Source organism: Burkholderia sp. MSHR3999, from assembly GCF_000833595.1.
GTDB lineage: Bacteria > Pseudomonadota > Gammaproteobacteria > Burkholderiales > Burkholderiaceae > Burkholderia > Burkholderia ubonensis.
This window is the reverse complement of the sequence record NZ_JRFO01000007.1, coordinates 22,120-48,628: the sequence shown is the minus strand read 5'-3', so window position 1 is coordinate 48,628 and position 26,509 is coordinate 22,120. Positions and strand designations below refer to the sequence as shown.

The 26,509-nt window shown below is 68.3% G+C and carries 24 protein-coding genes; 8 read left to right on the top strand and 16 right to left on the bottom strand.

Annotated elements, in window-relative coordinates; all coding sequences use genetic code 11:
• Positions 1–89: 89 nt before the first annotated feature.
• Positions 90–638, bottom strand: coding sequence for a hypothetical protein (locus tag KY49_RS23845; protein ID WP_042586973.1), 549 nt, complete (start codon positions 636–638; stop codon positions 90–92).
• A 453-nt stretch (positions 639–1,091) separates the two neighbouring features.
• On the opposite strand from KY49_RS23845, the gene KY49_RS23840 reads away from it, so the two are divergent.
• Positions 1,092–2,354 (top strand): MFS transporter, encoded by a 1,263-nt coding sequence (locus KY49_RS23840; protein WP_042586972.1) that lies wholly within the window; start codon positions 1,092–1,094, stop codon positions 2,352–2,354.
• Here KY49_RS23840 and KY49_RS39320 read toward each other — a convergent pair.
• Positions 2,351–2,494, bottom strand: a complete 144-nt coding sequence (locus tag KY49_RS39320) for a hypothetical protein (RefSeq protein ID WP_177316595.1) — start codon at positions 2,492–2,494, stop codon at positions 2,351–2,353. The two genes, KY49_RS23840 and KY49_RS39320, sit on opposite strands and share 4 nt — an antisense overlap.
• On the opposite strand from KY49_RS39320, the gene KY49_RS36110 reads away from it, so the two are divergent.
• The gene (locus tag KY49_RS36110) at positions 2,469–2,780 is read left to right on the top strand and encodes a hypothetical protein (RefSeq protein ID WP_197083597.1); all 312 of its coding nucleotides are present in this window, start codon (positions 2,469–2,471) and stop codon (positions 2,778–2,780) included. The two genes, KY49_RS39320 and KY49_RS36110, sit on opposite strands and share 26 nt — an antisense overlap.
• Before the next feature lie 86 nt (positions 2,781–2,866).
• Entirely contained in the window at positions 2,867–3,793 is a 927-nt protein-coding gene (locus KY49_RS23830) for a LysR family transcriptional regulator (RefSeq protein ID WP_042586970.1), read from the top strand.
• Positions 3,794–3,813: 20 nt separating this feature from the next.
• Here KY49_RS23830 and KY49_RS23825 read toward each other — a convergent pair whose 3' ends face one another.
• The 4 genes from KY49_RS23825 to KY49_RS23810 form a co-directional block, all read right to left on the bottom strand.
• Entirely contained in the window at positions 3,814–5,259 is a 1,446-nt protein-coding gene (locus tag KY49_RS23825) for an MFS transporter (protein WP_063840494.1), read from the bottom strand.
• Positions 5,260–5,350: 91 nt separating this feature from the next.
• On the bottom strand, positions 5,351–6,370 hold the full coding sequence (locus tag KY49_RS23820; protein ID WP_042586969.1) for a cyclase family protein: 1,020 nt from the start codon (positions 6,368–6,370) through the stop codon (positions 5,351–5,353).
• A 66-nt stretch (positions 6,371–6,436) separates the two neighbouring features.
• The gene (locus tag KY49_RS23815) at positions 6,437–7,717 is read right to left on the bottom strand and encodes a CaiB/BaiF CoA transferase family protein (protein ID WP_042586968.1); all 1,281 of its coding nucleotides are present in this window, start codon (positions 7,715–7,717) and stop codon (positions 6,437–6,439) included.
• A gap of 75 nt (positions 7,718–7,792) precedes the next feature.
• Complete coding sequence (locus KY49_RS23810; protein WP_042588674.1) at positions 7,793–8,557, bottom strand: IclR family transcriptional regulator; 765 nt, start codon at positions 8,555–8,557, stop codon at positions 7,793–7,795.
• A gap of 228 nt (positions 8,558–8,785) precedes the next feature.
• On the opposite strand from KY49_RS23810, the gene KY49_RS23805 reads away from it, so the two are divergent.
• The 3 genes from KY49_RS23805 (at position 8,786) to KY49_RS23790 (ending at position 12,469) form a co-directional block, all read left to right on the top strand.
• Complete coding sequence (locus KY49_RS23805) at positions 8,786–9,688, top strand: HpcH/HpaI aldolase/citrate lyase family protein (RefSeq protein WP_042586967.1); 903 nt, start codon at positions 8,786–8,788, stop codon at positions 9,686–9,688.
• Between the two features lie 192 nt (positions 9,689–9,880).
• Entirely contained in the window at positions 9,881–10,963 is a 1,083-nt protein-coding gene (locus tag KY49_RS23795) for a porin (protein WP_042586965.1), read from the top strand.
• A 45-nt stretch (positions 10,964–11,008) separates the two neighbouring features.
• Positions 11,009–12,469, top strand: a complete 1,461-nt coding sequence (locus tag KY49_RS23790; protein WP_042586964.1) for an MmgE/PrpD family protein — start codon at positions 11,009–11,011, stop codon at positions 12,467–12,469.
• A 301-nt stretch (positions 12,470–12,770) separates the two neighbouring features.
• Here the strand turns inward: KY49_RS23790 and KY49_RS23785 are convergent, their stop codons facing one another.
• The 10 genes from KY49_RS23785 to KY49_RS23740 form a co-directional block, all read right to left on the bottom strand.
• Positions 12,771–13,700, bottom strand: a complete 930-nt coding sequence (locus tag KY49_RS23785) for a LysR family transcriptional regulator (RefSeq protein ID WP_042588673.1) — start codon at positions 13,698–13,700, stop codon at positions 12,771–12,773.
• A 288-nt stretch (positions 13,701–13,988) separates the two neighbouring features.
• A complete protein-coding gene (locus tag KY49_RS23780; protein ID WP_042586963.1) occupies positions 13,989–15,008 on the bottom strand; it encodes a cyclase family protein in 1,020 nt (339 codons plus the stop codon).
• The gene (locus tag KY49_RS23775) at positions 15,005–16,489 is read right to left on the bottom strand and encodes an MmgE/PrpD family protein (protein ID WP_052495768.1); all 1,485 of its coding nucleotides are present in this window, start codon (positions 16,487–16,489) and stop codon (positions 15,005–15,007) included. Before KY49_RS23775 ends, KY49_RS23780 begins: the two co-directional genes overlap by 4 nt.
• Positions 16,486–17,358, bottom strand: a complete 873-nt coding sequence (locus tag KY49_RS23770; RefSeq protein ID WP_042586962.1) for an HpcH/HpaI aldolase/citrate lyase family protein — start codon at positions 17,356–17,358, stop codon at positions 16,486–16,488. Before KY49_RS23770 ends, KY49_RS23775 begins: the two co-directional genes overlap by 4 nt.
• The gene (locus KY49_RS23765; protein WP_082062428.1) at positions 17,355–18,605 is read right to left on the bottom strand and encodes a CaiB/BaiF CoA transferase family protein; all 1,251 of its coding nucleotides are present in this window, start codon (positions 18,603–18,605) and stop codon (positions 17,355–17,357) included. Before KY49_RS23765 ends, KY49_RS23770 begins: the two co-directional genes overlap by 4 nt.
• A 90-nt stretch (positions 18,606–18,695) precedes the next feature.
• Entirely contained in the window at positions 18,696–19,859 is a 1,164-nt protein-coding gene (locus KY49_RS23760) for a quinone oxidoreductase family protein (protein WP_042588671.1), read from the bottom strand.
• A 57-nt stretch (positions 19,860–19,916) separates the two neighbouring features.
• A complete protein-coding gene (locus KY49_RS23755; protein WP_042586960.1) occupies positions 19,917–20,504 on the bottom strand; it encodes a hydrolase in 588 nt (195 codons plus the stop codon).
• Positions 20,505–20,513: 9 nt separating this feature from the next.
• Complete coding sequence (locus KY49_RS23750) at positions 20,514–22,016, bottom strand: MFS transporter (protein ID WP_052495767.1); 1,503 nt, start codon at positions 22,014–22,016, stop codon at positions 20,514–20,516.
• A gap of 378 nt (positions 22,017–22,394) precedes the next feature.
• Positions 22,395–23,615, bottom strand: a complete 1,221-nt coding sequence (thrS, locus tag KY49_RS23745; RefSeq protein ID WP_082062495.1) for a threonine--tRNA ligase — start codon at positions 23,613–23,615, stop codon at positions 22,395–22,397.
• A 228-nt stretch (positions 23,616–23,843) separates the two neighbouring features.
• Positions 23,844–24,524 (bottom strand): hypothetical protein, encoded by a 681-nt coding sequence (locus KY49_RS23740; RefSeq protein ID WP_042586958.1) that lies wholly within the window; start codon positions 24,522–24,524, stop codon positions 23,844–23,846.
• A gap of 225 nt (positions 24,525–24,749) precedes the next feature.
• On the opposite strand from KY49_RS23740, the gene KY49_RS23735 reads away from it, so the two are divergent.
• Together KY49_RS23735 and KY49_RS23730 are read left to right on the top strand one after the other, a co-directional pair.
• On the top strand, positions 24,750–25,439 hold the full coding sequence (locus tag KY49_RS23735) for a response regulator (protein ID WP_042586957.1): 690 nt from the start codon (positions 24,750–24,752) through the stop codon (positions 25,437–25,439).
• Entirely contained in the window at positions 25,436–26,509 is a 1,074-nt protein-coding gene (locus KY49_RS23730) for an ATP-binding protein (protein WP_052495766.1), read from the top strand. Before KY49_RS23735 ends, KY49_RS23730 begins: the two co-directional genes overlap by 4 nt.

The following is a 26,509-nucleotide window of genomic DNA, read 5'->3' as shown; positions in this document are numbered from 1 at the left end:
GCTCATGCCTCAACGCGCAGCGCCGCACAGACGGCAAAACGGCCCGGCCGCATCGAAGCAGGACCGGGCCGTCGTCGGGCCGAAGCCGGTTACTGCGCGGCGCCCTGCGCCGACACCGAGCCCTTCACGCCGACCGATGCACCGCCTTGCGCCGCGGTCGCCGCGCTGTCGAGTGCCTCGCCGGCCTTCGCCTTCGCGTTGCCCGCGACGTCGCCCGCCGTCGTCATCGCGCCTTCCGCATGATGCTTCGCCGAGCCCGCGACATGCTTCACGTGCGCCTTCGCCGAATGCGCAGCCGACGTTGCCGCGTCCTTCGCCGAGCCGGCTGCCGAACCCACTGCGTGGGTCGCGCCGCCGACCGCGCCTTTGACCGTATCGCCGGCCGCTTCGCCGACACCGCCGACGGTCTTGCCGACGCCGTTGAGCGCGCCGCCGACGAGGTTGCCCGCGCCCGAACCCGCTGCGTTCGCGCCGGCGCCAGCCTGCGCGTTCGCGCCAACGCCGAGCACCGGCGTCTGCACCTGCAGGCCGGCGCCAGCCGAACCCTGCGCGCCCGTCTGGGCCGTCTGTGCGAAAGCAGCCGAGGTAGCCATTGCCGTCAGCGCAGCGCCGAGCAGAACCGTACAAAGCTTGTTCATGTTTCTTCTCCCCAAGAACATCGTTGATGCGGCCGCATGCGTGCGGACCGTCACGTTCCTCGCCGCACCATGCGGCAGGTGGGAGCTACTGTAGCGGGCCTCGACGGCGCTGCGGGCGGATTTCGCCAACCTGTTACTCACGTTGCAAATGCTAACGAATGGCTCACAGTGTTTAACAGTCGACGGGATCATGCCGCCGGTCGCACGCGTTGCAAGCGAGTCCGCGCATGGTGGATGATCGTTGAACGCCCCCTTCCCGAGACGTCGCCATGACCGAGGTCCGGCTGGAATCCGTACTGACTTGCCCCCGCTGCGGGTTAGCCCGGCAGGAAACGATGCCGGTCGATGCCTGTTAGTTATCGGTAACTACGATAGCTTTTATTGCAAAGACGTCCCTACTCGCAAAACCGGCCTTCGAATACCGTAGCGACCACGTTACTACCGAGGCCATACATGCCCAAGCTCAATCTCGAACTACTGGGTCCATGCCTGCTCGCCATCGCGATCGACGCGATGGGATTCGGGCTCGTGTATCCGATCATGGCGGCGATCTTCTCCGATCCCCAGTCCGGCATCATCGGGCCCGATACGAGCCCGCAGCTCCGCAATTTCTACCTGGGGCTCGGGTACGGCGTCTATCCGTTCTGCATGTTCTTCGGTTCCTCGCTGATGGGCGAGCTGTCCGACGGCTACGGGCGCAGGAAGATCATGCTGCTGTGCGTGTTCGGCCTGGCGCTCAGCTACTTCCTGATGGCGCTCGGCGCACTGCTGCCGAGCATCGCGCTGCTGCTGGTCGGACGCGGGCTGAGCGGCCTGATGGCCGGTTGCCAGGGGATCGCGCAGGCCGCGATCACCGACATGAGCACGCCGGAGACCAAGGCGTACAACATGAGCATCATGTCGATCGCGTTCAGCGCGGGCGTCATCGTCGGCCCCGTGCTCGGCGGCGTCACGTCGGACCGCACGATCGCGCCGTTCTTCAACTACGGCACGCCGTTCCTGCTGGTCGCCGCGCTGTCGGTCGCCTGCGGACTCTGGACGTACTGGTTCTACCGCGATGCGATCGCCCCGACCGGCAACACGCGGGTGGACCTGCTGATGCCGCTGCGGATCATCTACCAGGCCGGCACGCACCGCCGCGTCGCATTCCTGTCGATCGTGTTCTTCCTGATGCAGGTCGGCTACGGCTTGTATCTGCAGACGATCATGCTGGTGCTTCAGACGAAGTTCCAGTACACGAGCTCGCAGCTCGGCCTGTTCAGCGGCCTGATCGGCATCTGCTTCGTATTCGGGCTGATGGTGATCGTCCGGCTGATGCTGAAGGTCTGGAGCGTCGTCGACATCGCGAAGACGGGCCTGCTGATCGCCGGCATCGGGCAAGTGCTGTCGGCCATGTTTCCGAACGAACGCATGCTCTGGGCGCTCGGCATGGTGGTCGGCTGCTTCGACATGGTCGCCTACACCACCATGTACACGGCGTACTCGGACGCGGTGACCGAGGACCGCCAAGGCTGGGCGCTCGGCGTCGCCGGCTCCGTGATGGCGATCGCATGGGTCGTGACGGGCTTCCTCACGAACCTGCTGCCTATGCTCGGCGAGCTCGGCCTGCTGATGGTCGGCGGCCTGAGTTTCATCCTGAGCTTCGCGATGATGCTGGCGTACGGCCGCAAATGGTCCGTGTCGCCGGTAGCCGTCGACACCCGCGTCTACGACTAGCGCTTCTTCTCCCGGCGCGCGCATCGCTGCCGCGAGCGGCGCTGGCACAGCGCGATTCCGGCGCTGGTCAGCGCGCTGTCGCTCGCCGCCACGGTCGCGACCACCGCGATGTGGATGGCCTGCACGGTATTCTGGGCCATTCCATCCACCTATCTGAAAGGGCCCGCCGCCGCGGGCGGCATCGCGCTGGTCAATACGATCGGCGTGCTGGGCGGCTTCTCGAGCCCTGCGGCGATCGGCTGGCTGCGGACGTCGACCGGGAGCTTCCGCGCGAGCCTGCTGTTGATGGTGGCAATCATGGCCATCGGCGCCGCGCTGCTTGCGGCCACCCGGCCCTCGATCGTTTCCATGCGCGGCAAAAGATATCAGGGGTATAGTTCCACATCCGCCCCACGCAACGATATCGCAACATTTCAAGTTGGCTAAAATCGCTCGCCGCTGGACGGAAAAGAAACGGACGAACAGGCTTTTTCGTCTTCCAGAATAACTACATTCTTCCGATCCGAGGGACTATGGATTTGCTGGCGGCCATGCGAATTTTCGTGCGGGTTGTCGAGCGTGGCAATTTGTCAAGGGCCGCGAAAGATCTCGGCCTGGGCCAACCTACCGTAAGCGACCGCGTCGAGCGGCTCGAACGGTTTCTCGGCGTCAGATTGCTGCTCCGGAGCACGCGCGCGGTGTCGTGCACAGATGAAGGCATCCTGTTCTATCAACGAAGCAAGATCGTGCTCGACGCAGCCGACGAAGCGCGGGCCGTCGTCACGCTCGGCAACAAGATCGTGCGCGGACGCATTCGCATTGCCGCGCCACATGGGCTCGGCGAAGTGGTGCTGCCGGAAATCCTCACGGTCATTCGTGAACATAATCCGCAGCTCTATATCGATCTCATCCTGAACGACGAGATCACCGACCCCGTCACCGAGGGCGTCGATATTTCGTTGCGGCTCGGCCAGATCAGCGACGGCAATTTCGTCGCGCGTCGAATGGGCTACGTGCGACGCGTACTGGTCGCGTCGCCGTCTTATATCGAAAAGCACGGGCTGCCGGAGGAGCCGACCGACATCGTCGGGCACCCGTTCATTCGCGTCACGGGGCTCTTCAACGACGGCCAGCTTCGCCTGATGAGCCCGTCGAAATCGGTACGGCCGACACCGATCAACATCGTGATCAGCACGAGCCACTGGCGGCCGGTGTACGAGCTGCTGCTGAACGGCGCGGGCATCGGCGTCCTCCAGGAACACGTGTGCGTCGACGCGCTGGCGTCCGGCCGGCTCGTCAGGCTGCTGCCGGATTACACGGTGCCGGGATTCGACCTGCATGCGCTGTTGCCGGTCACGCGGCCCGTTCCGTCGAAGACCCAGGTCGTCGTGAAGATCCTCGAGGAGTATCTGCCGAAGGCGATGGCGCGGGCTGCGGACCCAGCCACGCTCGACGCATAGCGGCCGCGCCATCGCCCCGCTCACGAGCGCCGCGACGGCAGCGCGTCCAGCCCTGCCCCCGCCGGCGCGTCGCCTGTCGCGCCGCCGTCCGAAATCTCGTCGAGCGCCCGATTGTTGGTCTTCGGCCCGAACGCGCCGATCGACAGCATCACGATCAGCATGCTGCCGCCGATCAGCACGAACACCGCGGACACCCCGGCGCGTTCGAGCAGCAGCGCGACGATGAAACTGCTCGCGATTCCCGTCAGGCGGCCGATCGAATGCACGAAGCCGAGCGCGCGCCCGCGGATCTCGGTCGGAAACACTTCCGACTGGTACGCGGTGCCGTTGCTCGCGAGCACCGTGTTGGACAGCGTGACGAGCAGGCCGAACGCGATCACGAACGGCGCCTGCGCCGACATCGCGAACGCGGTGCCGAACAGCGCGACGCCGAACGCCGACGCGACGATCAGCCACTTGCGCTCGATCCGGTCGGCGAGCAGGCCGGCGACGAACGGCGACACCGGATACGCGAACGCGATCACGAACGCGTACCAGAGGCTCTTCGTGACGCTCGCGCCTTGAGCTGCGAGCAGCGTCGGCAGCCACTGGCTGAAGCCGAAGAAGCCGATGCTCAGGAATGCATTGAATGCGATCAGCATCGCCGTGCGGCCGCGATGCCGCGCATCCCACATCGACGGCGCGCGCTGCGCGGGTTGCGCCGCGACAGTCGGCAGCCGGACCGCCGGCAGCGGCCGGCCGGATTCCCGCTCGACCGCCTGCTCGAGCCGCTGCAGCACGGCTTCGGCCTCGGCCTCGCGGCCGGTGCGGGCGAGCCAGCGCGGCGACTCCGGCAAGCGCAACTGCAGCCACCAGACGACGACCGCGCCGCTGCCGCCGAGCAGCACGACCCAGCGCCACCCGGACATGCCGAGCGGATCGCGCGGCACCCATAGCCACGACACCAGCGCGAGCACCGGCATCGCGAGATAGCCGACCGCGAAGCACAGCGCGAACGCGCGGCCGCGCACCGCCTTCGGCACCAGCTCGGTCAGGAACGCGCCGATCGTGATCAGCTCCGCGCCGATGCCGCAGCCCGCGATGAAGCGGCACACGAGAATGCCGAGCGCATGCGTCTGCACGCACATCGCAAGGCTCGCCGCCGTATAGAGCAGCAGCGCGCCGGTGAACAGCGCGCGCCGCCCGAAGCGGTCCGCGAGGCGCGACACGAACATCTCGCCGACGAACAGCCCGGCGAACGTCGCCGCGCCGAGCGCGCCCTGGTCCGACATGCCGAGCACGCCGTGCGAGCCCGCGTGAAAGATGCCGTCGCGGATCAGCCCCGGCGGCAGGTAGGTCATCTGGAACAGGTCGTAGACCTCGAAAAACCCGCCGACGCTCAGGAACAGCACGAGCATCCAGATGCTGGCCGTCGCGGGCAGGCGGTCGATGCGCGCGGCGATCGACGCCGCATGGGAATGTGACATGGCGACTCCTCGATGATCCGCCCGCGCGGCCTGCGCGAAGCGGCGAAGCGGCAGACCCGGCGCCTGCGCGGCGTGCGCGCGGCGCCGGCGTTCATACGGTGGCGACCGGATTGACCGGCGACCCGACGAGCCCGCGCAGGTGCAGCGGCGGCGCGGTCAGCAGGAAGCGGTTGCGCCGGTGCGCGCGCAGCCAGTCGGCGAGCGGCGTCAGGTGCCACAGCTCGCCAAGATGAATGCCGAGCTTGAACAGGCACAGCTCGTGCAGCGGCATCAGCGCGCCGGGCCGCTCGCGCGCCGACGCATCGCGCGGGCGCTCCTCGACCGCGTGGTTGTCCGCCGCGAGCGCGGCGAGCCCCGATGCGTCGATCCATTCGAGCAGGCGCGGATCGCTGCCGTCGAGCACGCAGCACACGTCCGGCGCGCCGGGCTCGCCGCGCGCGTCGGCGTCGAGCAGGCGATCGGCGAAGCCCGTATGCACGCACACGATGTCGCCGCGCTCGACGACCACGTCGTCCGCGCGCAGCACCGCCATCCATTCCGCGTAGCCGATCTTGCGCCGCTCGTCGCCGAAGTGGCGGCGCAGGTCGACCAGCACGCCGCGCCCCTGCACGCCCGTGCGCGCCATCACCTCGATGCCGAGCGCGCGCGCGCCGCCGCGCGGCGCGCCCGCTTCGGGCACCTGGATGTGCTCGTCCATCCGGTAGCCGTTGTAGAACACGCGGGCGCGCTCGCCGTCGCCCGCCGGATCGAACAGCGAGCCGACGTGCGACAGCGCATCCCACTGCGTCGAGAACTGCGAGTGCATGCAGAACGAATCGTCGCAGACCACGTCGGTTGCGTTCGCAACCTGTTCGTCCGCCCGATAGCCGAAGTACGGCCGGTCGCCGAGCAGCGCCGGCATGATCGCCGGCGGCCGGCGCCGCGCGTTCAGCCCGCCGCCGCGCGGCACGTCCAGCGGCAGGCTCAGCGAGAACACGCGGCCTTCGCGCACCTCCGCGACGCCGCGCAGCACCGCGTCGGCCGTCAGCCAGTTCAAGCGCCCTTTCTGATCGTCCGGGCCGAAATCCCCCCAGTTCGAGCCGGGCGGCCGATGGGTCCAGCGTGGCTTCATGGTGTCTCCTCCATGCAGTGTCCAGGATGCGGCGGCCGTCCTTCGCGGCCGCGTCGCGCGTCGCGCCTACCGCGTGCGGATCACGCCCAGCCCGGCGAGCCGCTCGTATTCGCGTTCGCCGAGCAGCGGCAGCAGGATCTCGCGATTGTTCTCGCCGAGCGCGGGTGCCGGGCGGCGGAACGTGCCGGGCGTGGCCGACAGGCGCGGCGTGATGTTGTGCATCGGCAGGCTGCCGACGTCGTCGTCCGGCAGCTCGACGAGCGCCTCGCGCTCGATCACGTAGCGATCCTGAACGATCTGCGCAATGTCCTGGATCGGCCCGACCGTCACGCCCGCTTCCTCGAAGAACGCGAGATTGGCGTCGAGATCGCGCGCGGCGATGAATTCGCCGACGATCGCATCGAGCGCCTCCGCGTGCTGCACGCGCTGCACGTTGGTCGCGTAGCGCGGATCGTCGATCAGGTCCGCGCGGCCGATCGCGCGGAACAGCCGCTCGGCCATCGCCTGCGTCGAGCTCGACAGGCACAGCCACTTGCCGTCGCGGGTGCGATAGGCGTTGCGCGGCGCGGTGTTCGACGAGCGGCTGCCGGTGCGCGCCTTGATCTCGCCGGTCATCACGTAGTTCGCGGCGGCCGGGCCGAGGATCGACAGCAGCGGCTCGAACAGCGACACGTCGATCACCTGCCCCGCCGCGCCGTGCGCGTCGCGCGCATGCAGCGCGACCAGCACGGCGATCGCGCCGGACAGCCCGGCCGTCATGTCGCCGAGGAACATCGGCGGCAGCACCGGCTCGCGATCGGCGAAGCCGTTGATCGCCGCGAACCCCGCATACCCTTCCGCGAGCGTGCCGAAGCCCGGCTTGTGGCGGTACGGCCCCGTCTGCCCCCAGCCGGAGATCCGCGCGATCACCAGCTGCGGCCGGATCGCGAGCAGGTCGTCCGGGCCGAGCCCCATCTTCTCGGCGACACCGGGCTTGAAGCTCTCGACGAACACGTCCGCGTCGCGCACCAGCCGGCGGACGATGTCGATCCCCTCGGGCGCGCGCAGGTCGACGCACACGCTGCGCTTGTTGCGCCCGTACACCTTCCAGTTCGTGCTGATCCCGCCCGCGCCGACCGCGCGCAGCGTATCGCCGCGCTCGCTCTCGACCTTCACGACGTCCGCGCCGAAATCGGCGAGCTGCACACTCAGCATGTTGCCCGCCATCAGGCGCGACAGGTCGACGACGCGCACGCCCGCGAGCGGCCCCTGCGCGCCGGCGTCGAACGGTTTCGGATGGATCGGGCCGGTGGACGCGCGACGGCGCGCGCCGGCCGCGTGAGCGGCCTGCGGGTCGGGAACGAACATGCTTGTCTCCTGGTTGGTGTGTGTGCGTCGTTCGATGCGAGATGCGGGGAAAGCGCGCTCGGCTGCGCGCCGGCGCTACTCGAGCAGCGCGCCGAGCTGGTCGGCCGCGCGGAACGCCGCGCCCGCGGCGGGCAGATCGCCGCCCAGCGCATGCGTCAGCTCGGCGGCGGCCGCCTGCACGCGCGGCAGGTAGTCGGCCAGCACCTTCTTGTTGAAGCGATAGCGCGGCACGCCGAGCGAGATCGCGCCGCTCAGCACGCGGCCGACGCCGAACGCCGGGCACGCGATCGCCGCGCTTTCCGGGTCGCGCTCGGCGATCGACACCGCGTAGCCCTGCTCGGCCGTCTTCTCGTAGTCGCCGCCGCGCGTGCCGCTGAACGCGAGCAGCACGCGCCCGGCCGCGCCGACGTCGAGCGGGAAGCGGTCGCCCTCGCGCAGGTGCGTGCGCACCGAGCGCTGCGCCTGGATGCGGAACAGGCACACGCGCTGGTCGCCTTCGCGCACGTAGAACGCGGCCGTCTCGCCGGTTTCCGCCGACAGCTTCGACAGGATCGGCATCACGTACTCGCGCAGCTGGAACGACTCGCGATACATCATCCCGAGCTGGAACACGGCCGGCCCCAGCACGTAGCGCCCGTCGGGCAGGCGCTTGATGAAGCGGAACTGCTCGAGCGACTCGAACATCCGCAACAGCGTGCTCATGTTGAGCCCCGTCTCCTCGCTGACCTGCGCGAGCATCAGCCCGCCGGGCGCGTTGCCGAACGCCAGCAGCGCGGTCAGCGCGCGGTTGACCGCGGCCACGCCGCCCTCTGCCGGATTGCCTGTCTCCACCTTGCTCATGTCCACCTCGTGCGATGCCGGGCCATCCATGCCGCGGCGGCCGGCATCCGAAAAATGAAAGTCACTTTCATTATACGCAGATCATCGACGACATCAACATGAATCCGCGCAGCCTCATTCGTTCATCATCCTGCAACACTCCTTGATACTAGGCGTTAACGATAATCTTGACGAATGGGATCATCCATCACAAAAATGAAAGTGACTTTCATTTTTTTGAGATCGCAGATGAATCCGTCGCCCCAACCTGTCTGGCGCTCGCTGCTGTACGTCCCCGCCCACGTCCCCCGTTTCGTCGCGTCGGCCGCCGCGAGCGACGCCGATGCGCTGATCCTCGATCTCGAGGACAGCGTCCCGCCCGCGTGCAAGGCGGCCGCCCGCGACGGGCTGGCCGACGCCGTGCCGGCGCTGCGCGCGCCGGGCCGCGACGTGCTGGTGCGCGCCAACGGCCCGCTCGACCTGCTGGCGCCCGACCTGCGCGCGGCCGTCCACGCCGGCGCGGACGGCGTCGTGCTGCCGAAGGTGCGCGGCGGCTCGCACGTCGAGGCGATCGACGAGCTGCTGGCCGCGCTCGAAGAGGAAGCGGGCGCGCCGCCCGGCCGCACGCGGATCGTCGCGATCGTCGAAACGCCGCGCGCGTTCCAGGCGATGGACCGGATCGCGCGGGCGTCGCCGCGCGTCGTCGCGATGATGCTGGGCGGCGGCGACTTCGCGCTGAACTGCGAAAGCGGCGCGAGCGCCGACGTGCTGCGCGTGCCGAAGCAACTGTTGATCATCGCCGCGCGCGCCGCCGGCATCCTGCCGCTCGGCCTCATCGGCGGCCTCGACGAGCTGCGCGATCTCGACGCGTTCGAGCGCATCGCGCGCGCGTCCGCGGAGCTCGGCTATGCGGGCGCGACCTGCATCCATCCGCTGCAGGTCGGCGCGCTCAACCGCGCGTTCCGGCCCGACGACGACGCGGTGCGCGACGCGAACGCGGTGCTGGCCGCCTACGACGACGCGCGCGCGAACGGGCGCGGCGCGCTGCGCGTCGACGGCAGGATGGTCGATGCGCCCGGCGTCGCCCGTGCGAAGCGCGTGCTCGCGCGTCACGCGGCCGTGCAGGCGCGCGCCGACGGCGCGCCCCGGTGATGCGCGCGCCGCCCTGCATCGCCGCGCTTCGTACCTGCGCCCGCGCGCATCGCGCGGTGTACGCGTGCGTCCCGCCGCGACGCCGCCCGTTCGCCGCCCGGCCCGGATAGCGTCGCCCCGCAGCACCCGCCGCGCCGCTCGACCGGCGCCGCGTCGCAATCAAACAAATAACGACCCACGAAGGAGACAACCATGGGCAAGCGGATGTCCGCACTGTGCGGACTGGGCCTCGTATCGGCCGGCGCCTGCGCGCAGAGCACGATCACGCTGTACGGCGTGGCCGACGTCTATACGGAATTCCTCACCCACCAGGCCGCGCCCGGCGACAAGTCGTCGGCATCGCTCGTGCGGATGGCGTCGGGCGGCAAGAGCGGCTCGCGCTGGGGCCTGAAGGGCGTCGAGGCGCTCGGCGGCGGCTGGCAGGCCGCGTTCCGCCTCGAAAGCGGCATCAACCTGAACAACGGCAGCGGCACCGGCGCGGGCGGCTTCGACCGCTCCGCGTGGGTCGGGCTGCAGCACGAGCGCTGGGGCGCGCTGCGGCTCGGCCACCAGTACTCGACGCTGTTCGACATCATGGAGCACTATTCGCCGACGGGCGCGTACTCGACGCTGTACGAGCCGGCCGGCGCGATCGTCGGCATCAACTTCCGCGAGAACAACGTCGCCAAGTACCTGGCGAAGATCGGCCCGCTGACGCTCGAAACGCACTATTCGTTCGGCGGCACGCCCGGCGCGTTCCAGTCGAACGCAGCGTACGGCGCAGGCTTCGACTATGCCGGCGGCGTCTTCTCGCTCGCCGCCGCGTTCGACAACGTCAACACGCCGCAGCCGGGCGGCTTCGCGCATTTCCGCCGCTACGCCGCCGCCGCGATCGTGTCCATCGACCGCGCGCAGCTGCTGGCCGGCGTCACGCACGGCCAGAGCGGCGTCGCCGCGCCGTCGGTCGTGACGCGCTACACGTTCTGGTGGGCCGGCGTGCGCTACGCGATCACCCCTTACCTGCAGGCGATCGGCGCGTTCTATTACGAGGACATCCGCGCGCAGAACCCGCCGAACGCGCAAACGAGCGCGCCGCACCCGGCCAACCCGCAGCAGGTCACGCTGCAGCTGAACTACTTCCTGTCGAAAACCGTCACGCTGTACCTCGCGGGCGGCTACGTGCGCCGCGCCGCGCTCGATTTCGACAACTACAACTACAACTTTCTCCACTACACGCTGGCCGCCAACCGCGCCAGCAGCGCGGGCGCAGCACTCGGCCTGCGCAAGCTGTTCTGAGCCCGCCCCTCCCCCAGTTTCAGGAACCTTCGGAGTCTCCCCACCATGAACCGCCGCCACTTCCTTTCCACGCTGACCGGCGCCGCGCTCGCGCTGCCGCTCGCCCGCGCCCGCGCCGGCTCACTGCCGGCGGCCGCCGGCCGCCCCGACCTCGCGCAACAGCTCGCCGACTACGCGGCCGGGCTGCAGTATCGCGACCTCGACGCCGCGACGATCGAAACGATCAAGGCGCACCTGATCGACGCGCTCGGCTGCGCGATCGCTGCACACGACGAACGTCCGGTGCGCATCGCGCGCGACGCGGCGCTCGCGTCGCCGGGCGGCGTGTCGACGATCGTCGGCACGAACCAGCGCACGAGCCCCGATCTCGCCGCGTTCGCGACCGGCACCGCGCTGCGCTACTACGATTTCAACGACGCGTACGCCGGCAAGGAGACCGGCCATCCGAGCGACAACATGTCCGCGTGCCTCGCCGTCGCCGAAGCGCAGCATGCGAGCGGCCGCGACCTGATCCTGTCGATCGCGATCGCATACGAGATCGCGTGCCGGCTGATGGACGCCGCCGCGATCAGCCCGCGCGGCTGGGACCACACGTGCTACAGCCTGCCCGCCGTCGCGCTCGCCGCCGGCAAGCTGATGCGCATGCCCGCGCCGCAGCTGGTGCAGGCGGTGAACCTGTCGATCAACAGCCATCTCGCGCTGAACCAGACCCGCGTCCAGCAGCTGTCGAACTGGAAGGCGCTCGCCGATGCGGACGCGGCGCGCAACGCGGTGTTCTCGACGCAGCTCGCGCGCGCCGGGCTGACCGGCCCCGCGCCGATCTTCGAAGGCATGGCGGGATTCTTTCCGCAGGTGTCCGGGCCGTTCGCCGTCGACACGCGCGAATTCGGCGGGCGCGGCGGCGCGTTCCGGATCGGCAAGTGCTTCGTGAAGTTCTATCCCGCGCAAGGGCTCACGCAAACCGCGATTCCGGCCGCGCTCGACGTCGCCGCGCAGGTCGGCGACCTGCGCCGCATCCGGCGCATCGAGGTCCACACGACCGAGGTCGGCTACGTGACGGCCGGCCGCGACCGCGAAAAATGGGCGCCGTCGACCCACGAGACCGCCGATCACAGCCTGCCGTACATCGTCGCGCGCGCGATGCTCGACGGCGACATCACGACCGAGAGCTACCGGCACGACGCGCTGCGCGATCCGGCGCTGCGCGCGCTGATCGAGCGGGTCACGGTGCGCGAGGACCCGGCGCTGACCGCCCGCTATCCGGCGCAGGCGCCGAACCGCGTGACGGCCGTGTGCGAAGACGGCACGACCTGCGCGAAGCAGGTGGACGACCTGCCCGGCTCGCCGACGCGGCCGATGCGGCGCGACGACTACGAGGCGAAGTTCACGAAGAACTGCCGGCGGCACTGGAGCCCGGCGCAGATCCGCGCGGCGCTCGATTACCTGTGGCGGCTCGACGAGCAGCCCGACGTCGCGACGCTGCCGCCGCTGCTCGTCGTCGGCTGACCCGCGTGAACGAACCCTAGGGTCTGTTTGCATACGGAACGCGCATGCGAATGCCCGAAATCGCTCGTAGGGCAAGGAGCAAGGAGCGCCGTTTGGCCGAGCCAAACAAGCGACGCGCGACGCCGCCATACGGGCGATTTCGGGCATTCCCCTGGAATGAATTTTAAGTTTGGGGTTGCCACGAGAACGGCCGCTCGCCGCGTTGCGCACCTTGCGAATACGTCCAGTATTCGCGGCGTCGCGCGCCTCGCGAGCGGCCGTTCTCGTGGCAACGCATGCGCGTTCCGTATGTAAACAGACCCTAAGCCTCCGCCGCGACGCCCTGCCGCTCGAGCGCTTCCGCGACCTCGACGATGCGGCCGCGCAGCCACGCGTGCGCGTTGCTGCCGTCGTAGCGGCGGTGCCAGTACAGCGACCACGCGACGGGCTCCATCGCGAGCGGCAGCTCGCGGATCACGAGCCGCGCATCGTCGAGGCTCACCGCATGCCGCTCCGACATGATCACCGCGTACGGCAGCGCATCCAGCATGTTCGGCACGACGAGCCAGTGCGGCACGTTGAGCGCGATGCGCCGCGTGCAGTTCATGTTCGCGAGCAGGTTGTCGATCAGGCTGTGGTCGACCGGGTTGATCGTCACGTTGAGGAAGTCGAGCGCGAGGAACCGTTCGAGCGTCAGCGGCTTGCCCGCGTCCGGATGGCTGCGGCTCATCACGCAGACCATCCGGTCATGAAACACGGTTTGCGACGACAGCGTGCCCGAATGTTCGAGGCCCGCGCTGATCGCCATGTCGAGCAGCCCCGATTCGAGCGCGTCGGCGGTCTTGCCGGCGCTCATGTGCACGACGTCCATGCCGATGTTCGGGCCGGTCAGGCGCATGCAGCGCAACAGGGCCGGCAGTAAAAGCAGCTCGGTGAGATCCGACATGCGCACCGTAAAATGGCGCTCGGACGTAAAAGGATTGAATTGATAATCCGATTCAAATAATTCCTCGATTTGTTGCATGATTTGCCGAATCGGCGTGGCCAGCGCCTGCGCGCGCGGCGTCAATTCCATGCCGACCGCGGTGCGCGCCAGGATCTCGTCCTTGAACACGAACCGCAGGCGCGCCAGCGCGTTGCTGACGGCCGGCTGCGTGAGGCCAACCCTCTGGCCGGCCCGCGTGACCTGCTTCTCCGTCAGAAGCGCATCGAGTATGACCAGCAGGTTCAGATCGATCGAACGTAAATTCATGTTTGCGACCATCCACTAAACAGGTTAATCACCGCCTGCGGCTGCTGCATTTCGCAACCGGAGCAATCCCCTGATGTTTAGTGCAATGCACAAGAATAGTCCAATCTTGACTCATCGATATTTTTTAGATAACGGGCGATATTAGTTATATTTTTAAATTAAATCGCCCGTTTCGCGCCGATTCTTCTGAATGCCTTGCCAATCGACAATTTAATTCACGCTTTACGCCAGCCGATCGCATTGCAAAAAAAGTGCGGGCGGCCACCGCCACAGCCACCGCCCGCAGGGTCAAACGGTCGCGACGGGATTCGCCGGCGCGCCGACCAGGCCACGGATATGCAACGGCGGCGCGGTCAGTAGAAACCGGTTCCGCTGGTGCGCATGCAGCCAGTTCGCCAGCGGCGTCAGGTGCCACAGCTCGCCGAGGTGAATGCCGAGCTTGAACAGGCACAGCTCGTGCAGCGGCATCAGCGCGCCCGGTCGCGCGAGCGGCTGCGCATGCTGCGGACGCTCCTCGATCGCATGGTTGTCGGCCACGAGCGCGGCCAGCCCCGATTCGTCGATCCACTGCAGCAGCCGCGCATCGCCGCTGTCCAGCACGCACGCGCTCGCGACCGTCGCCGGCGATCCGCCGTCGTCGTTCAGCAGCAGATCCGCGAAGCCCGTGTGTATGCAGACGATGTCGCCGCGCTCGACCTGCACGCGGTCCGCTTCCATCACCTGCATGAGCTGCGCGAAGCCGACCTTCGTGCGCGCGTCGCCGAAATGACGCCGCAGGTCGATCAGCACGCCGCGCCCCTGCACGCCCGTCTGCGCCATCACCTCGATGCCGAGCGCATGCGCGCCGCCCGTCGCGTCGCCTTCCTGCGGCACCCGCAGATGCTCGCCCATCCGGAAGCCGTTGTAGAACACGATTTCCGGCACGCCGTCGTCGTCCGCGTCGAACAGGCCGCCCACGTGCGACAGGCCGTCCCATTGCGTCGAGAACTGCGAGTGCATGCAGAACGCATCGTCGCAGACCACATCGGTTGCGTTCGCAACCTGTTCGTCCGCGCGATAGCCGAAGTACGGCTTGCCGCCCAGCAGCGCCGGCATGACCGCCGGCGGACGCCGCCGCGCGTTCAGCCCGCCGCCGCGCGGCACGTCGAGCGGCAGGCTCAGCGAGAACGACAGCCCTTCCCGCACCTCGGCCGCGCCCTGCCGCACCTTGTCCGGCGTCAGCCAGTTCAGCCGCCCCTTCTGATCGTCGGGGCCGAAATCGCCCCAGTTCGAGCCGGGCGGCCGCTTTTTCCAGCGGGGTGCATTCAAGATCGGCGCCCTCCTTCCGTGCCCGACGTCAGCGCCGCAATCGCGTCGAGCGACGCGTCGTCGGCGAGCGCCAGCACCGCGTCGCGCAGCGCGAGCGCGCGCGCCATGCCGAGCGCCGAACTCGCCGCCAGCACGAATTTCGCGACGAGCTCCTGTTCGGTCAGCGGCCGCGAATTCGTGCCCTTGCTCGACTCGATCCGCGCCTCGCGCACCTGCCCGTCGCGCAGCTCGACGCGCAGCACGGCCGGCAGGAAATTCGGAAAGCGCGCGTCGCACCACGGATCGGCCACGCAGCGCACCTTCGCGGCCAGCGCGCGCCGTGCGGGGTCCTGCGCGAGCGCATCGTCGAAATCGTCGAACCAGACGCCGAGCCCGCCGCCGCCGAGCAGCGCCGCCGCGACCGTGTACGGCCCCGAGAACGCCGCCGCATAGCCGTTCGGCGGATTCGCCTTCAGCTCCGCCGGCTCGCCGATCGTGCGCAGCGTCGACGTCGCGACCCGCAGCTCGGCCGACACCACGTCGTCCGCCGTCACGCCCTGCGCCTTCAACTGCAGCGCCGCGTCGATGCCCGGATGCGTGAAGTGGTTGCACGGATACGGCTTGAAGATGATCCGGCTCGTCTCCCATTCGTCGCCCAGGTCGCGCAGCACCGCGTCGACGTCGGCGAGGTCGCCGCACCACGCGTGGAAGAAACCGAAGCGGCCTTCGAGCGCGGTCGGCGGCGCGGTCACGCCCGCGCCCGCCAGCTCCGCCGCGCTCACGCCCGCGTGCGCCGCCCAGCCGCAGTGGATCCGCTTCACCGAGCCGCCGGTGCGGTTCGCTTCGAGCAGGCCCGCGCCCATGCTCGCGGCAATGCCGAGCGCCGCCGCGATCTGCTCGGCGTCGAGCCCGAGCAGCATCGCCGCAGCCGCCGCCGCGCCGACCGTGCCGCAGATCGACGTCGCGTGCTGGCCGCGCTCGAAGAACACCGAATTGCCGAGCCGCTCGTTGTACGCGGCGACGCCGAGGCGGATGCACACCTCGGTGCCGACCGTGATCGCATCGAGCAGCGCCGCGCCCGACGCGCCGCTCGCCTGCGCAGCGGCGAGCGCGGCCGGAATCACGGACGCGCTCGGATGCAGCACCGACAGCATGTGCGAATCGTCGAAGTCCATCGCGTGCGCGAGCGTGCCGTTGACGAGCGCGGCGCTCGCGGCCGGCAGCCGGTCGGGCGCGCCGATCACGCTCGCCGGGCCGGCGCCGGCCCAGCGCCGTGCGACCTGCAGCACCGACTGCGCGACCGGTTCGTCGTGCGCGATCAGGCTGTTGCCGACCACGTCGAGCACGCGCGCGGCGGCCTCGACGCGCAGCCGGCGATCCAGCCCTTCGGCGCGCACCGCCGCCGCGAAGCGGCCGAGCGCGCCGACGATGCCGTCGGGCGGCGCGGGCCGGTGCGTCGTGGTCGCGGCCGCCGGAGCAGAAAGTGTCTCGGGTGTGCTCATGCCAGTGCTCCACTGAGTCGAAGATTGTTCGCGAGCGCGAGCGTCACGCGCGCGTTGGCGATCAGCGGCGGCGCGACGACGCGGCCGTCCGGCAGCACGAACACCGACGACGCCGAAGCCTGGCCCGCCGCCGCATCGACCGCCTCGAGCACGCGCTCGGCTGCGCGAATTTCGTCCTCCGACGGCGTGAACACCGCGTTGATCACCGGAAGCTGCGACGGATGGATCGCGAAGCGGCCGAGGAACCCCATCGATTTCGCGCGCAGCGTCGATTCCTTCAGCCCGTCGAGATCGGGCAGCGTGTGATAGACGGTCTGGATCGGCCCGGCCAGCCCGGCCGCGCGGGACACCACGACGCAGCGCGCGCGGCACACCTCGAGCGTGAAGTTGTCGACGCCGATCTGCAGGTCCGCGCGCAGGTCGCTCTCGCCGAGCCCGATCCGCTCGAGCCGTGGCGACGCGGTCGCGAGCTGGTAAGCGGTCTCGACGCCGTACGCCGATTCGATCAGGATCTGGATGCCCGCGTCGCAGCCGAGCGCGTCGAGCCAGCCCGCGACCTCCTGGATCTGCTGCGGCAGGTCGCATTTCGGCAGGCGCAGCGCCTGCAGCGCAGGCTGCGCGATCGCGTCGACGTCGTCGCGGCACCACGGGCTGCCGATCGGGTTGATCCGCACGTACGTCGGCTTCGGCGGACCTTCCGCGAGCATCGCGGCGGCCGCCCGGCGCGCCTCGGCCTTGTGGCTGGCCGGCACGGCATCCTCGAGGTCGAGCACGATGGCATCGGCTTCGCTTGCATACGCCTTCTCCACCACCTGCGCCTTGTGCGCGGGCACGTAAAGGTAGCTGCGGTAAGTTGCGCTGGTTTTCATATCACGCCTCTGTCGGTCAAATCGGCGATCTCGCGCCGCTCCAGTCCCAATGCGCCGAATACTTCGTCGTTGTGCGTGCCGCGCGCGGGTCCGCCCCAGCGGATTGCGCCGGGCGTGTCGGACAGCCGGAACGGCACGTTGTGCGTGCGGAACGCGCCGAGCTCCGCGTCGGGCACCGACACGACCGAGCCGAGCGCCGCGTACTGCGGATCGCGCAGCACGTCGGCGACGTCGTAGATCGGCGCGACCGCCGCCTGCGCGCGCTCGAACTCGGCGATCACCTCGTCGCGCGTGCGCTGCCCGATCCAGCCACCGACCGCCGCATCCAGCTCGTCCGCATGCTTCGCGCGCTCCGCGCCGTTCGCGAACCATGGTTCGTCGATCAGGTCCGCGCGGCCGACGAGGCGCATCACGCGCTCGGCGATGCTGTGCGCCGACGTCGACAGCGCGACCCATTTGCCGTCCGACGTGCGGTACACGCCGCGCGGCGAATTGTTCGGCGAACGGTTGCCGGTGCGCTCGGGCACCCGGCCCGTCTGGTCGTAGCTCGCGACCTGCGCACCCATCGCGGCGAGCATCGTCTCGATGATCGCGAGGTCGACGACCTGGCCGCGCCCGGTGCGCTCGCGCGCCTTCAGCGCGGTCATGATCGCGAACGCGGCGGTCAGCCCCGCGACCGTGTCGGCGAGCGGGAACGACGGCAGCAGCGGCGGCCCGTCCGCCTCGCCGGTGATCGACGCGAGCCCGCTCATCGCCTCGGCCAGCGTGCCGAAGCCGGGGCGGCTCGCATACGGGCCGAACTGGCCGAAGCCCGTCACCCTCACGAGCACGAGCCGCGGGTTGATCGCGGACAGCACGTCGTAGCCGAGCCCCCAGCGTTCGAGCGTGCCGGGCCGGAAATTCTCGACGACCACGTCCGCCTGCACCGCCAGCTCGCGGAAGATCCGCTGGCCGTCGGCCGTGCCGAGATTCAACGTGACTGCCCGCTTGTTGCGCGCGAGCACCTTCCACCACAGCGGCACGTCGCCGCGGCGCGCGCCGTACTTGCGCGCCGGATCGCCGTCCGGATGCTCGACCTTGATCACGTCGGCGCCGTAGTCCGCGAGCATCGTCGCCGCGAGCGGGCCCGCGAACAGCGTCGCCGCGTCGATCACGCGAATGCCGTCGAGCGGCGCCGGTTTGGAGGCGTCCGACGCCGCGCCGGCGTCGACGTCCTCGATATCCACAGAGGCCATGCCGTTCTCCATTCAGATGGATTGCACGGCGCGCCGCGCACCGGCATCATCTGCATGACTAATCGTCGTGCAGCGATGCGGGCGCGGCGCGCGACCTGCCGCTCAGACGGCGTTGATCCGGTAGATCGGGAAATACGTCTGGATCTTCCCGTTCAGGTAGTCGGACGCGAGCTTCGGCACCTCGTCGAAATCGAAGATCTCGGTCGGCTCCTGGCCGATCCAGCCGCTCGTTTCCTGGAAGTCGCGGATCGTGATGCTGTCGTCGTAGCGCCACGCATGCGTGTGGATGTGCAAGCGGCGGTTGATGCATTCCGTCGCGCGCAGGTTCCACAGGCGCATCCCGGTCTTCCAGCCGACAGTCGCGATGATGCCGGTGCGGCCGACCACGCGCATCGTCGCGCGGTACAGCGCGCCGCCGAGGTTGTCGAGGAAGATCGCGACGCCGCGGCCGCCGCTCAGTTCCGCGATCGTCTCCGCGAACGCGCGCTCCGACTCGCGATAGCTCGCCTGGTACTCGGGGTCGGTCTTGTAGCGCTCGTCGTCATACGCGAGATTCGGGAACTTGCGGCGATCGACCGGCGTGATGCCGAGCTTCGCGAGCTCCTCGAGGCGCCGGTCGTTGCTCGCCGTCATCGCGACGCGAAAGCCCTCGCGCTTCGCGAGCTGCAGCTCGGCGAGCGTCGTGCCGCCGCCCCAGCCGAACACCAGGTAGTCGGCCGGATCGACGTCCGGCAGCTGCGAGCGCCAGCACGCCGACGCCACCTTCCAGTTGTCCCACGCGGTGAAGTAGCGGCCGTACGTCGCCCATTGCAGCAGCGAATGCCGGCTGTCCGTCGGCACCGCCACCAGGTTGTCGGCGCGCATCTTGGTCCGCTGCGCCATCACGCCGATCGTGCCCGGCGCGTCGTACGCGTAGACGAGTTCGGCGAACCCGTATTCGTCGCGCTTGCCGAACGGCATCACCATGCAGATCTCGCCTTCCTTCAGCGTCTTCACGTCGCTGCCGCGCTCGACGATGCGCACCAGCGCACCGTTGCCGAGCACGATCTTGTCCTCGCGGCGCTGCCGGCAGATGTCGACCGGATTGCGCGACAGCGCGTGGTCGAGGTTCGCTTCCCACGATCCGTACAGCGGCTCGACCAGCACCTCGTCGGCTTCCAGATCGGAGAATTCGAAGGTTTCGCGACGCAGCTCGCCCGCCACGGGCGCCTGCTTCCTGCTCGGTTCCGGTCCTGCGTAGAGAACCCATGCATCGGTCTTGATCATCGTCACGCCTCGTAAATGACTCGATATGAATGGTGCACGCCGAACACGCCGCTTCGTTCAGCGCGAATACGCCTGCTCCAGTGCCGCCTCCACGTCGGCCGTCGCGGCGACCTGCCCGAGCTTCGGGAAGATCTGCGTCAGCGCGAAGGTCTGCGCGTCGGCGGACGACGTGCTGACCGCGTCGCTGACGACGACGACGTTGTAGTTGTTCTCGTATGCCTGGCGCGCCGTCGATTCGACGCCGATGTTGGTCGCGATCCCGGTCAGCACGATGTCCGTGATGCCGCGCCGGCGCAGCTGCACGTCAAGGTCGGTGCCGGTGAACGCGCCCCACTGGTGCTTCGTCACGACGATGTCGGACGGCCCCACGCCGAGCGCCGGCGCGAACGCGCTCCATTCGGGATCGAGATTCGGCGGCGCCGACGGCGCATCCGTCTTGACCTTCAGCGCAACGCCGCCGTCCGGCTGGTAGCTCGTGTGCACGTAGATGACGGGAAGCTGCAGCGCGCGGAACGCGGTCGCGAGCTCGACCGTCTTCGCCACGACCTGCGCGCCGGTGTAGGGCACGACCGGCAGCGACACGATGCCGTTCTGCAGATCGATGGCGACCAGGGCGACCGTGCGATTGAGCGTCGGAATGGACATGGTGAAACCTCACTTCTGTTGGGGGATGGAAGAAGCGGCGGCATCCAGGTGCCGGCTCGACGCTGCGTTGAGCAGCAGCAGCACGCTGATGACCGCCAGGACGATGGCCAGCTCGCGCAGGCCGCGATCGCTCGCCGGATGGCCGAGCGCCAGCCCGACGAGCGCAAACGACAGGCTGCCGCCGACATACTGCGCGGTGCGGTACAGCCCCGAGGCCGTGCCGATCCGGTCGTGCGGCGCGCTCTGGTAGAGCGCCGCCTGATTGCCGAGATTGTTGAAACCGTTCGGCACGCCGAACACGATCGACAGCAGCACGATCGACCAGACCGGCATCGCGCTGGTGAGCAGACTCATCACGACGCTGCCGACGCACAGCATCGCGGAGCCGATGATCAGCACCGGCCGCGAGCCGTGACGGTGCGCGATGCGGGTCGCGAGCATCGTCGCGACCGTGCCGACCCCGGCGACCGGCAGCATCACGAGGCCGGCATCGGCGGCGGACAGGCGCTTGGCCTCCTGCAGCCACATCGGCAGCGCATAGAAGATCGCGTAGAACACCGCGTAGGTGCCGACGCAGCGCAGGTACGTGCTCGTGAGCGCGCGGTTGTCGCTCAGCATGCGGATGTCGATCAGCGGCGTCGCCGCCAGCCGCTCGCGCCGGACCAGCACCGGGCACAGGACCAGCGTCGCGACGAGCAGCAGCCAGTCGGGCGCGCGCGACACCGATTGCAGGAACAGCAGCAGGCTCGTGAGCGTCAGGACGAACAGCGCGACGCCCGGCAGGTCCAGCTCCTTCAGCGTGCCGCGCAGCGTGCGGCGTTGCTGCGCGCCGCGCTGGACGACGTCGGCCGGAATCCACAGCCACGCCAGCACGAAGGCCAGCAGCACGATCGGCACGTTGATCCAGAAGATCGCGCGCCAGCCGGCGAACTGCACGAGTGCGCCGCCGAGCGGCGGCCCGAACGCGACGGCCACCTGCGCCGCGACCGAGATCGCGCCGAGGCCGCCCGTCGGCGTCGCGCCGTTCGCGTGCCGCTGCGACCACGTGCGGATCATCGCCATGCCGGCCGGATACGCGGCGGACGTGCCTATGCCGAGCGCGACGCGCGATGCGATCAGCCACCCGAGCGACGGCGCGAACGGCGCGAGCGCGGACGCGATCAGGACGATCGCGAGGCCGATGCAGAAGATCCGCTTCGCGCCGAAGCGATCGGCGAGCCGCCCCATCGTCGGCTGGCCGACGGCCGTCGCGAGATAGAGGCCCGACACGAGCCACATCGTGTCGATGCGTTCATGCGCCGCGCCCTGCGGCGCGAACGCCTGCTGGATGCTGACGAGCGCGACCGCGATCATCGACGAGTTCAGCGCGTTGAGCAGCGTGCCGAGCACGATCGGGCCCACGAGCCTGGCCGGCAGGCGCAGGCCCGCCGCGTGCGCATTGCCGCCGCCTGCCGGCGCGCCGCCGGGGGTCGAGGGTGCTGCTTGCGCAGGTCGATCGGAAGTCGTTTTCATGGCGTCGTCGAGTGGTGATTTCGCATCGCTCGATCAAATTCGAACGTGCGTTCACCTTACCGTTACGATCGCCGTGAATGAAATGGATTGTTGCGATGCACACATTCGTCGCTTGAATGCAGATCGCGAGCTGCGCGGCGGGCCGGATACGCTTTGGCGCATCGGGCGACATCGCGAAGCGCCGCGTGGGCCTTGCCTGAAGGACGGCAGCGACGAAACGCGGAGGGTCGCCCGTGCAACGTTCGGCACGCCGCGCGCGCGGTCGCCGCAGGCGCCGGATGACAGTTTTATGCGGCGGTGCGAGGTGAAATCAGAGGGTAGGCTCTAGCCACGCCAAAGCCGCTCATGCAACGGTCGCGTGCCGACCGGCCGGCAACATCAGGCGTGCCTGCGAAGCGCGCTCCAACGCGACGGCGCGCTTACCTGCTTTTCCAGATACGCGAGCGCGTCACCGATCGACAACGCATGCCGTTCGCCGTTTCTCAACCTCAGCGACACCGCGCCGGATTGCGCTTCCTTCGGTCCGGCTACCGCGAAGATCGGCGCAGCCAGTTCGCGCGCGTCGAAGATCTTGCGCGGCAGGCGTTCCGCGCGAAAGTCGCGCAATACGCGGCAGCCGATCGTTTCGAACGCGAGCGCCGCGCTGTCCGCAAACGGGCGCTCTTCGTCGCCGATGTTGGCCACGACGATCTGGTCGGGAGCAAGCCACGTCGGCAGCCATCCCTCATAGTGCTCGAGCAGGATGCCGATGAATCGCTCGAGGCTTCCGAGGACCGCATGATGCAGCATGACCGGCGTCGCCTTCGCGCCGCTCTCCGACACATACGTTGCGCCGAGCCGCTCCGGCAGCACGAAATCGAGCTGGATCGTGCCGCACTGCCACTTCCGTCCCTGGCGGTCGAGCAGGTGGAATTCGAGCTTGGGCCCGTAAAACGCGCCTTCTCCCTGCTGTATCTCGAAGTGCAGTCCGGCCGAGCGCGCGGCAAGCGCCAGCATCGATTCGGAGCGGTCCCAGAGCGCGTCGTTGCCGGCGCGAACCGACGGCCTCGTCGACAACGCGACATCGAAGCGATCGAACCCGAAATCCGCGTAGATCGTCTTCAGCAGACGGCAGAACCGTGCGACCTCGGCTTCGACCTGATCCTCCATGCAGAGCACGTGGGCATCATCCTGCGTGAACGCCCGGGCGCGCATCAGGCCGTGCAGCGAACCGGACGGCTCGGCCCGGTGGACCGCGCCGAATTCCGAATATCGGACGGGCAGGTCACGATACGAGCGCGACCCTCGCTTGAATACCTGCACATGGCAGGGGCAGCTCATCGGCTTGAGGCAGAACGGCTGCCCGTCGCTGTCGAGCGAGAACATGTTCCTGCCGAACTTCTCCCAATGGCCGCTTTGCTCCCAGAGCGCGCGCGACGCGATTTGCGGCGTGCGCACTTCCGCGAACCCGGCCTGCCTCATCCGTTCCCGAACATATTCCTCGACGACGCGATAAAGCGCCATTCCGCGCGGATGCCAGAAAACGCCGCCGGGACTTTCATCCTGCTGGTGAAACAAATCGAGCTTGTTGCCGAGCACGCGGTGATCGAAAGCATCCATCATGTTCTCCATTCACGTTGATGCCGACGAAAACGGAGCATGAAAAAAGCCCCGTCGTCTCCGGCGGGGCTTTGGGGTGATCCGACGCATCGATCTACGACGCGCGACCTCCTCCACGCCCGCCATATGCGGTCGCGGTGGTGGTGGTCGTAGTCGTGACGAAAAATGCGTTCATGCGAGCAATCTAGCGACGCGATTTGTCGTTGTCAACACGCGCCTTCTTCGGATTCAAGGCGCGCGCCCGATTTCGTCGATGTCCGGCTTGAACCGAAGCACCGTGTATTCCAGCACCGATACGCTCGACCATCCGGCCGGGCCCTGGACGACGATCGCACGGACCGCGCCTTTCCGATCGAATTTCAGCGTCGTGCCGGTTGCATCGTTGCGCAGCGCGTCGAGCTCTTCGATGCGCGCCACCGCGAGTTTGCGCACCGCTCCGCAGACATACACCGGAAGAAACGCCAACGCGATGAACATCGAGAACGCGTCCTTGATCATCGTGTCGAGCAGCATGTGGCCGTACAGCGCGAGCGACACCGACGTCGCATGGACGAAGATCGCCATCACGGTCGCGCCGGCGCCGAGCGACGAGAAGCGTTCGGCGGCCTGCTTTGTGCGCGCTCTCATCACGGCTCGCGTCGTGGGCGACGACACGAGAATTTCGCGCTTCGCGCCGTAATAGCCCGCCACGCCAAGGAACAGCGTCGCGGCGGCGCTCAGCAGGAGCGCCCAGCCGATCTGCTCGAACAGGACGAGCACGAACAGCAGCACGAAAATGCCGGCCAGCGGATACAGCAGAAGCCTGAAATCGTAGCCGTCCTCGCCGTGCCCCCGGACCCACCGTTTCACCAGTGTGTTTTCCCAGAACCGGCTCTCTTCGTGCAGCGGAATCTCCTGACTATTCGACAATTTTTCACCTGTGGGAGGCCGGCGCCGATCATCGCCCGAAACGGTGTAGCGATCGCGCAGCCATTGTGAACATTCGATGGAGACGTTTGCATTTCCGCGGATTTTCGCGTCGAATCAGCCGGCAGTATTGCGAGAAAATGGAGATTCCATGGCTGACATTGTTTCGAGCCCGACGCCACGCCAACATTGCATCACATTCCTGTTACGCGAAACGCAGCTGAACCAATGAATGCGCTGATACTGATTGCCGAGGACGAGCCGGAAATTGCGGAAATCCTCGACGCATACCTGACCCGCGAGGGATTTCGCACCTACCGGGTCGGCAACGGGCAAGCCGCACTCGACGTGCAGCCTCTGCTGAAGCCCGACCTGATCCTCCTCGACATCAAGATGCCGGAGAAGGACGGCTGGGAGGTGCTCATCGAGCTGCGCCGCCGCGGCAATACGCCGGTCGTCATCATCACGGCGCTCGATCAGGACATCGACCGGCTGCAGGGCTTGCGCATCGGCGCGGACGACTACATCGCGAAACCGTTCAATCCCGTCGAGGTGGTCGCCCGCATCCGGGCGGTGTTGCGGCGCTCCGGCACGTCCCTGCAAGGGGGCGTGATGCGGGTCGGCAACCTCGAGATCGACACCGAAAGCTATCTGGCCAGGGTCCGGTCGGACTCCGGCGAAACCCAGGTGTCGCTGACGCTGACCGAGTTCCGGCTGCTCGCGCACATGGCGAGATCGCCCAACCGCGTCTTCACGCGCAGCGAACTGGTCGATGCGTGCCTCGCGGGCAGCGGCGCGCTGGAGCGCACCGTCGACAGCCACATCAGCCGGCTGCGCAAGAAACTCGAATGCGCCGGCGCGCCCGGCATGCCCGAGGTGATGCGCGGCGTCGGCTACCGGCTGCAGAGAATCCAGTGAACACGCGCAGCAAGCTGAGCCGGCAGATCGTGCTGTCGATGGGGCTGGTCTCGGTCACCACGACGCTGATCATCTTTGTCGGCCTGTTCGTCATCTACGGGTTGCTGTTCACCTTTTCGCCGCCCACGCACGAGCGCGTCATCGATGTGCTCATCCCGCACGCGGCCGATTACCTGATCTTCGCGATCCTGCTGCTGACGGGGCTGATCGCCGCGGTCGTGATGGCGACCCGGCTGGCCCGGCGCATTCTCAAGCCGCTCAACTCGCTTGCGGAAAGCGCGCGCAGCATCGCCGCCGGCGACCTGGACGCCCGGGCGATTCCCGGCGACCGCTCGCTCGGCGAGACGGCGCTGCTGGTCGACGACTTCAATGCGATGGCGATCCGGCTGCAGGGCATGACCTCCGAGATGACGGCGTGGAACGCGGCGATCGTCCATGAACTGCGCACCCCGCTCACGATCCTCAGGGGCCGGCTGCAAGGCCTGCGGGACAAGGTGTTCGAGCCCGACGAATCGCTGTTCCGGGGCCTGCTGAATCAGGTCGAAGGCTTGTCCCGGCTCGTCGACGACCTGCACATCGTCACGCTGCAGGACATCGGGCGCCTGGACATGAACATCCAGCCGACCGACATCGAGCTCGAAGTCCGGAGCGCCGTCGATTCCGTCAGCGACGCGCTGCACGACGCCGGTTTTGCCGTCGAAATGGCGACCACCGCGAGCGTCGTGCCATGCGACGGCGCGCGCATCCGGCAGGCGCTGCTCGCGCTGCTCGACAACGCGCGCCGCTATGCGGTGCCCGGCAAGCTTCGCATCGAGATGGCGGTCCAGGGTTCGAGCGTCGTTCTTCGCGTGGAAGACGAAGGCCCCGGCCTCAGCCCCGAATTCGCGCGACATGCGTTCGAGCCTTTTACGCGTGCGGACGTGTCGCGTTCCCGCAAATTCGGCGGCTCCGGCCTCGGCCTGTCCGTCGTCCGCGCGATTGCCCAGGCGCACCAAGGCCACGCGCGGTACGTCACGTCGCGCGCCGGCGGGTCGATCTTCGAACTGGACATTCCGCGTCGCAAATCGTGA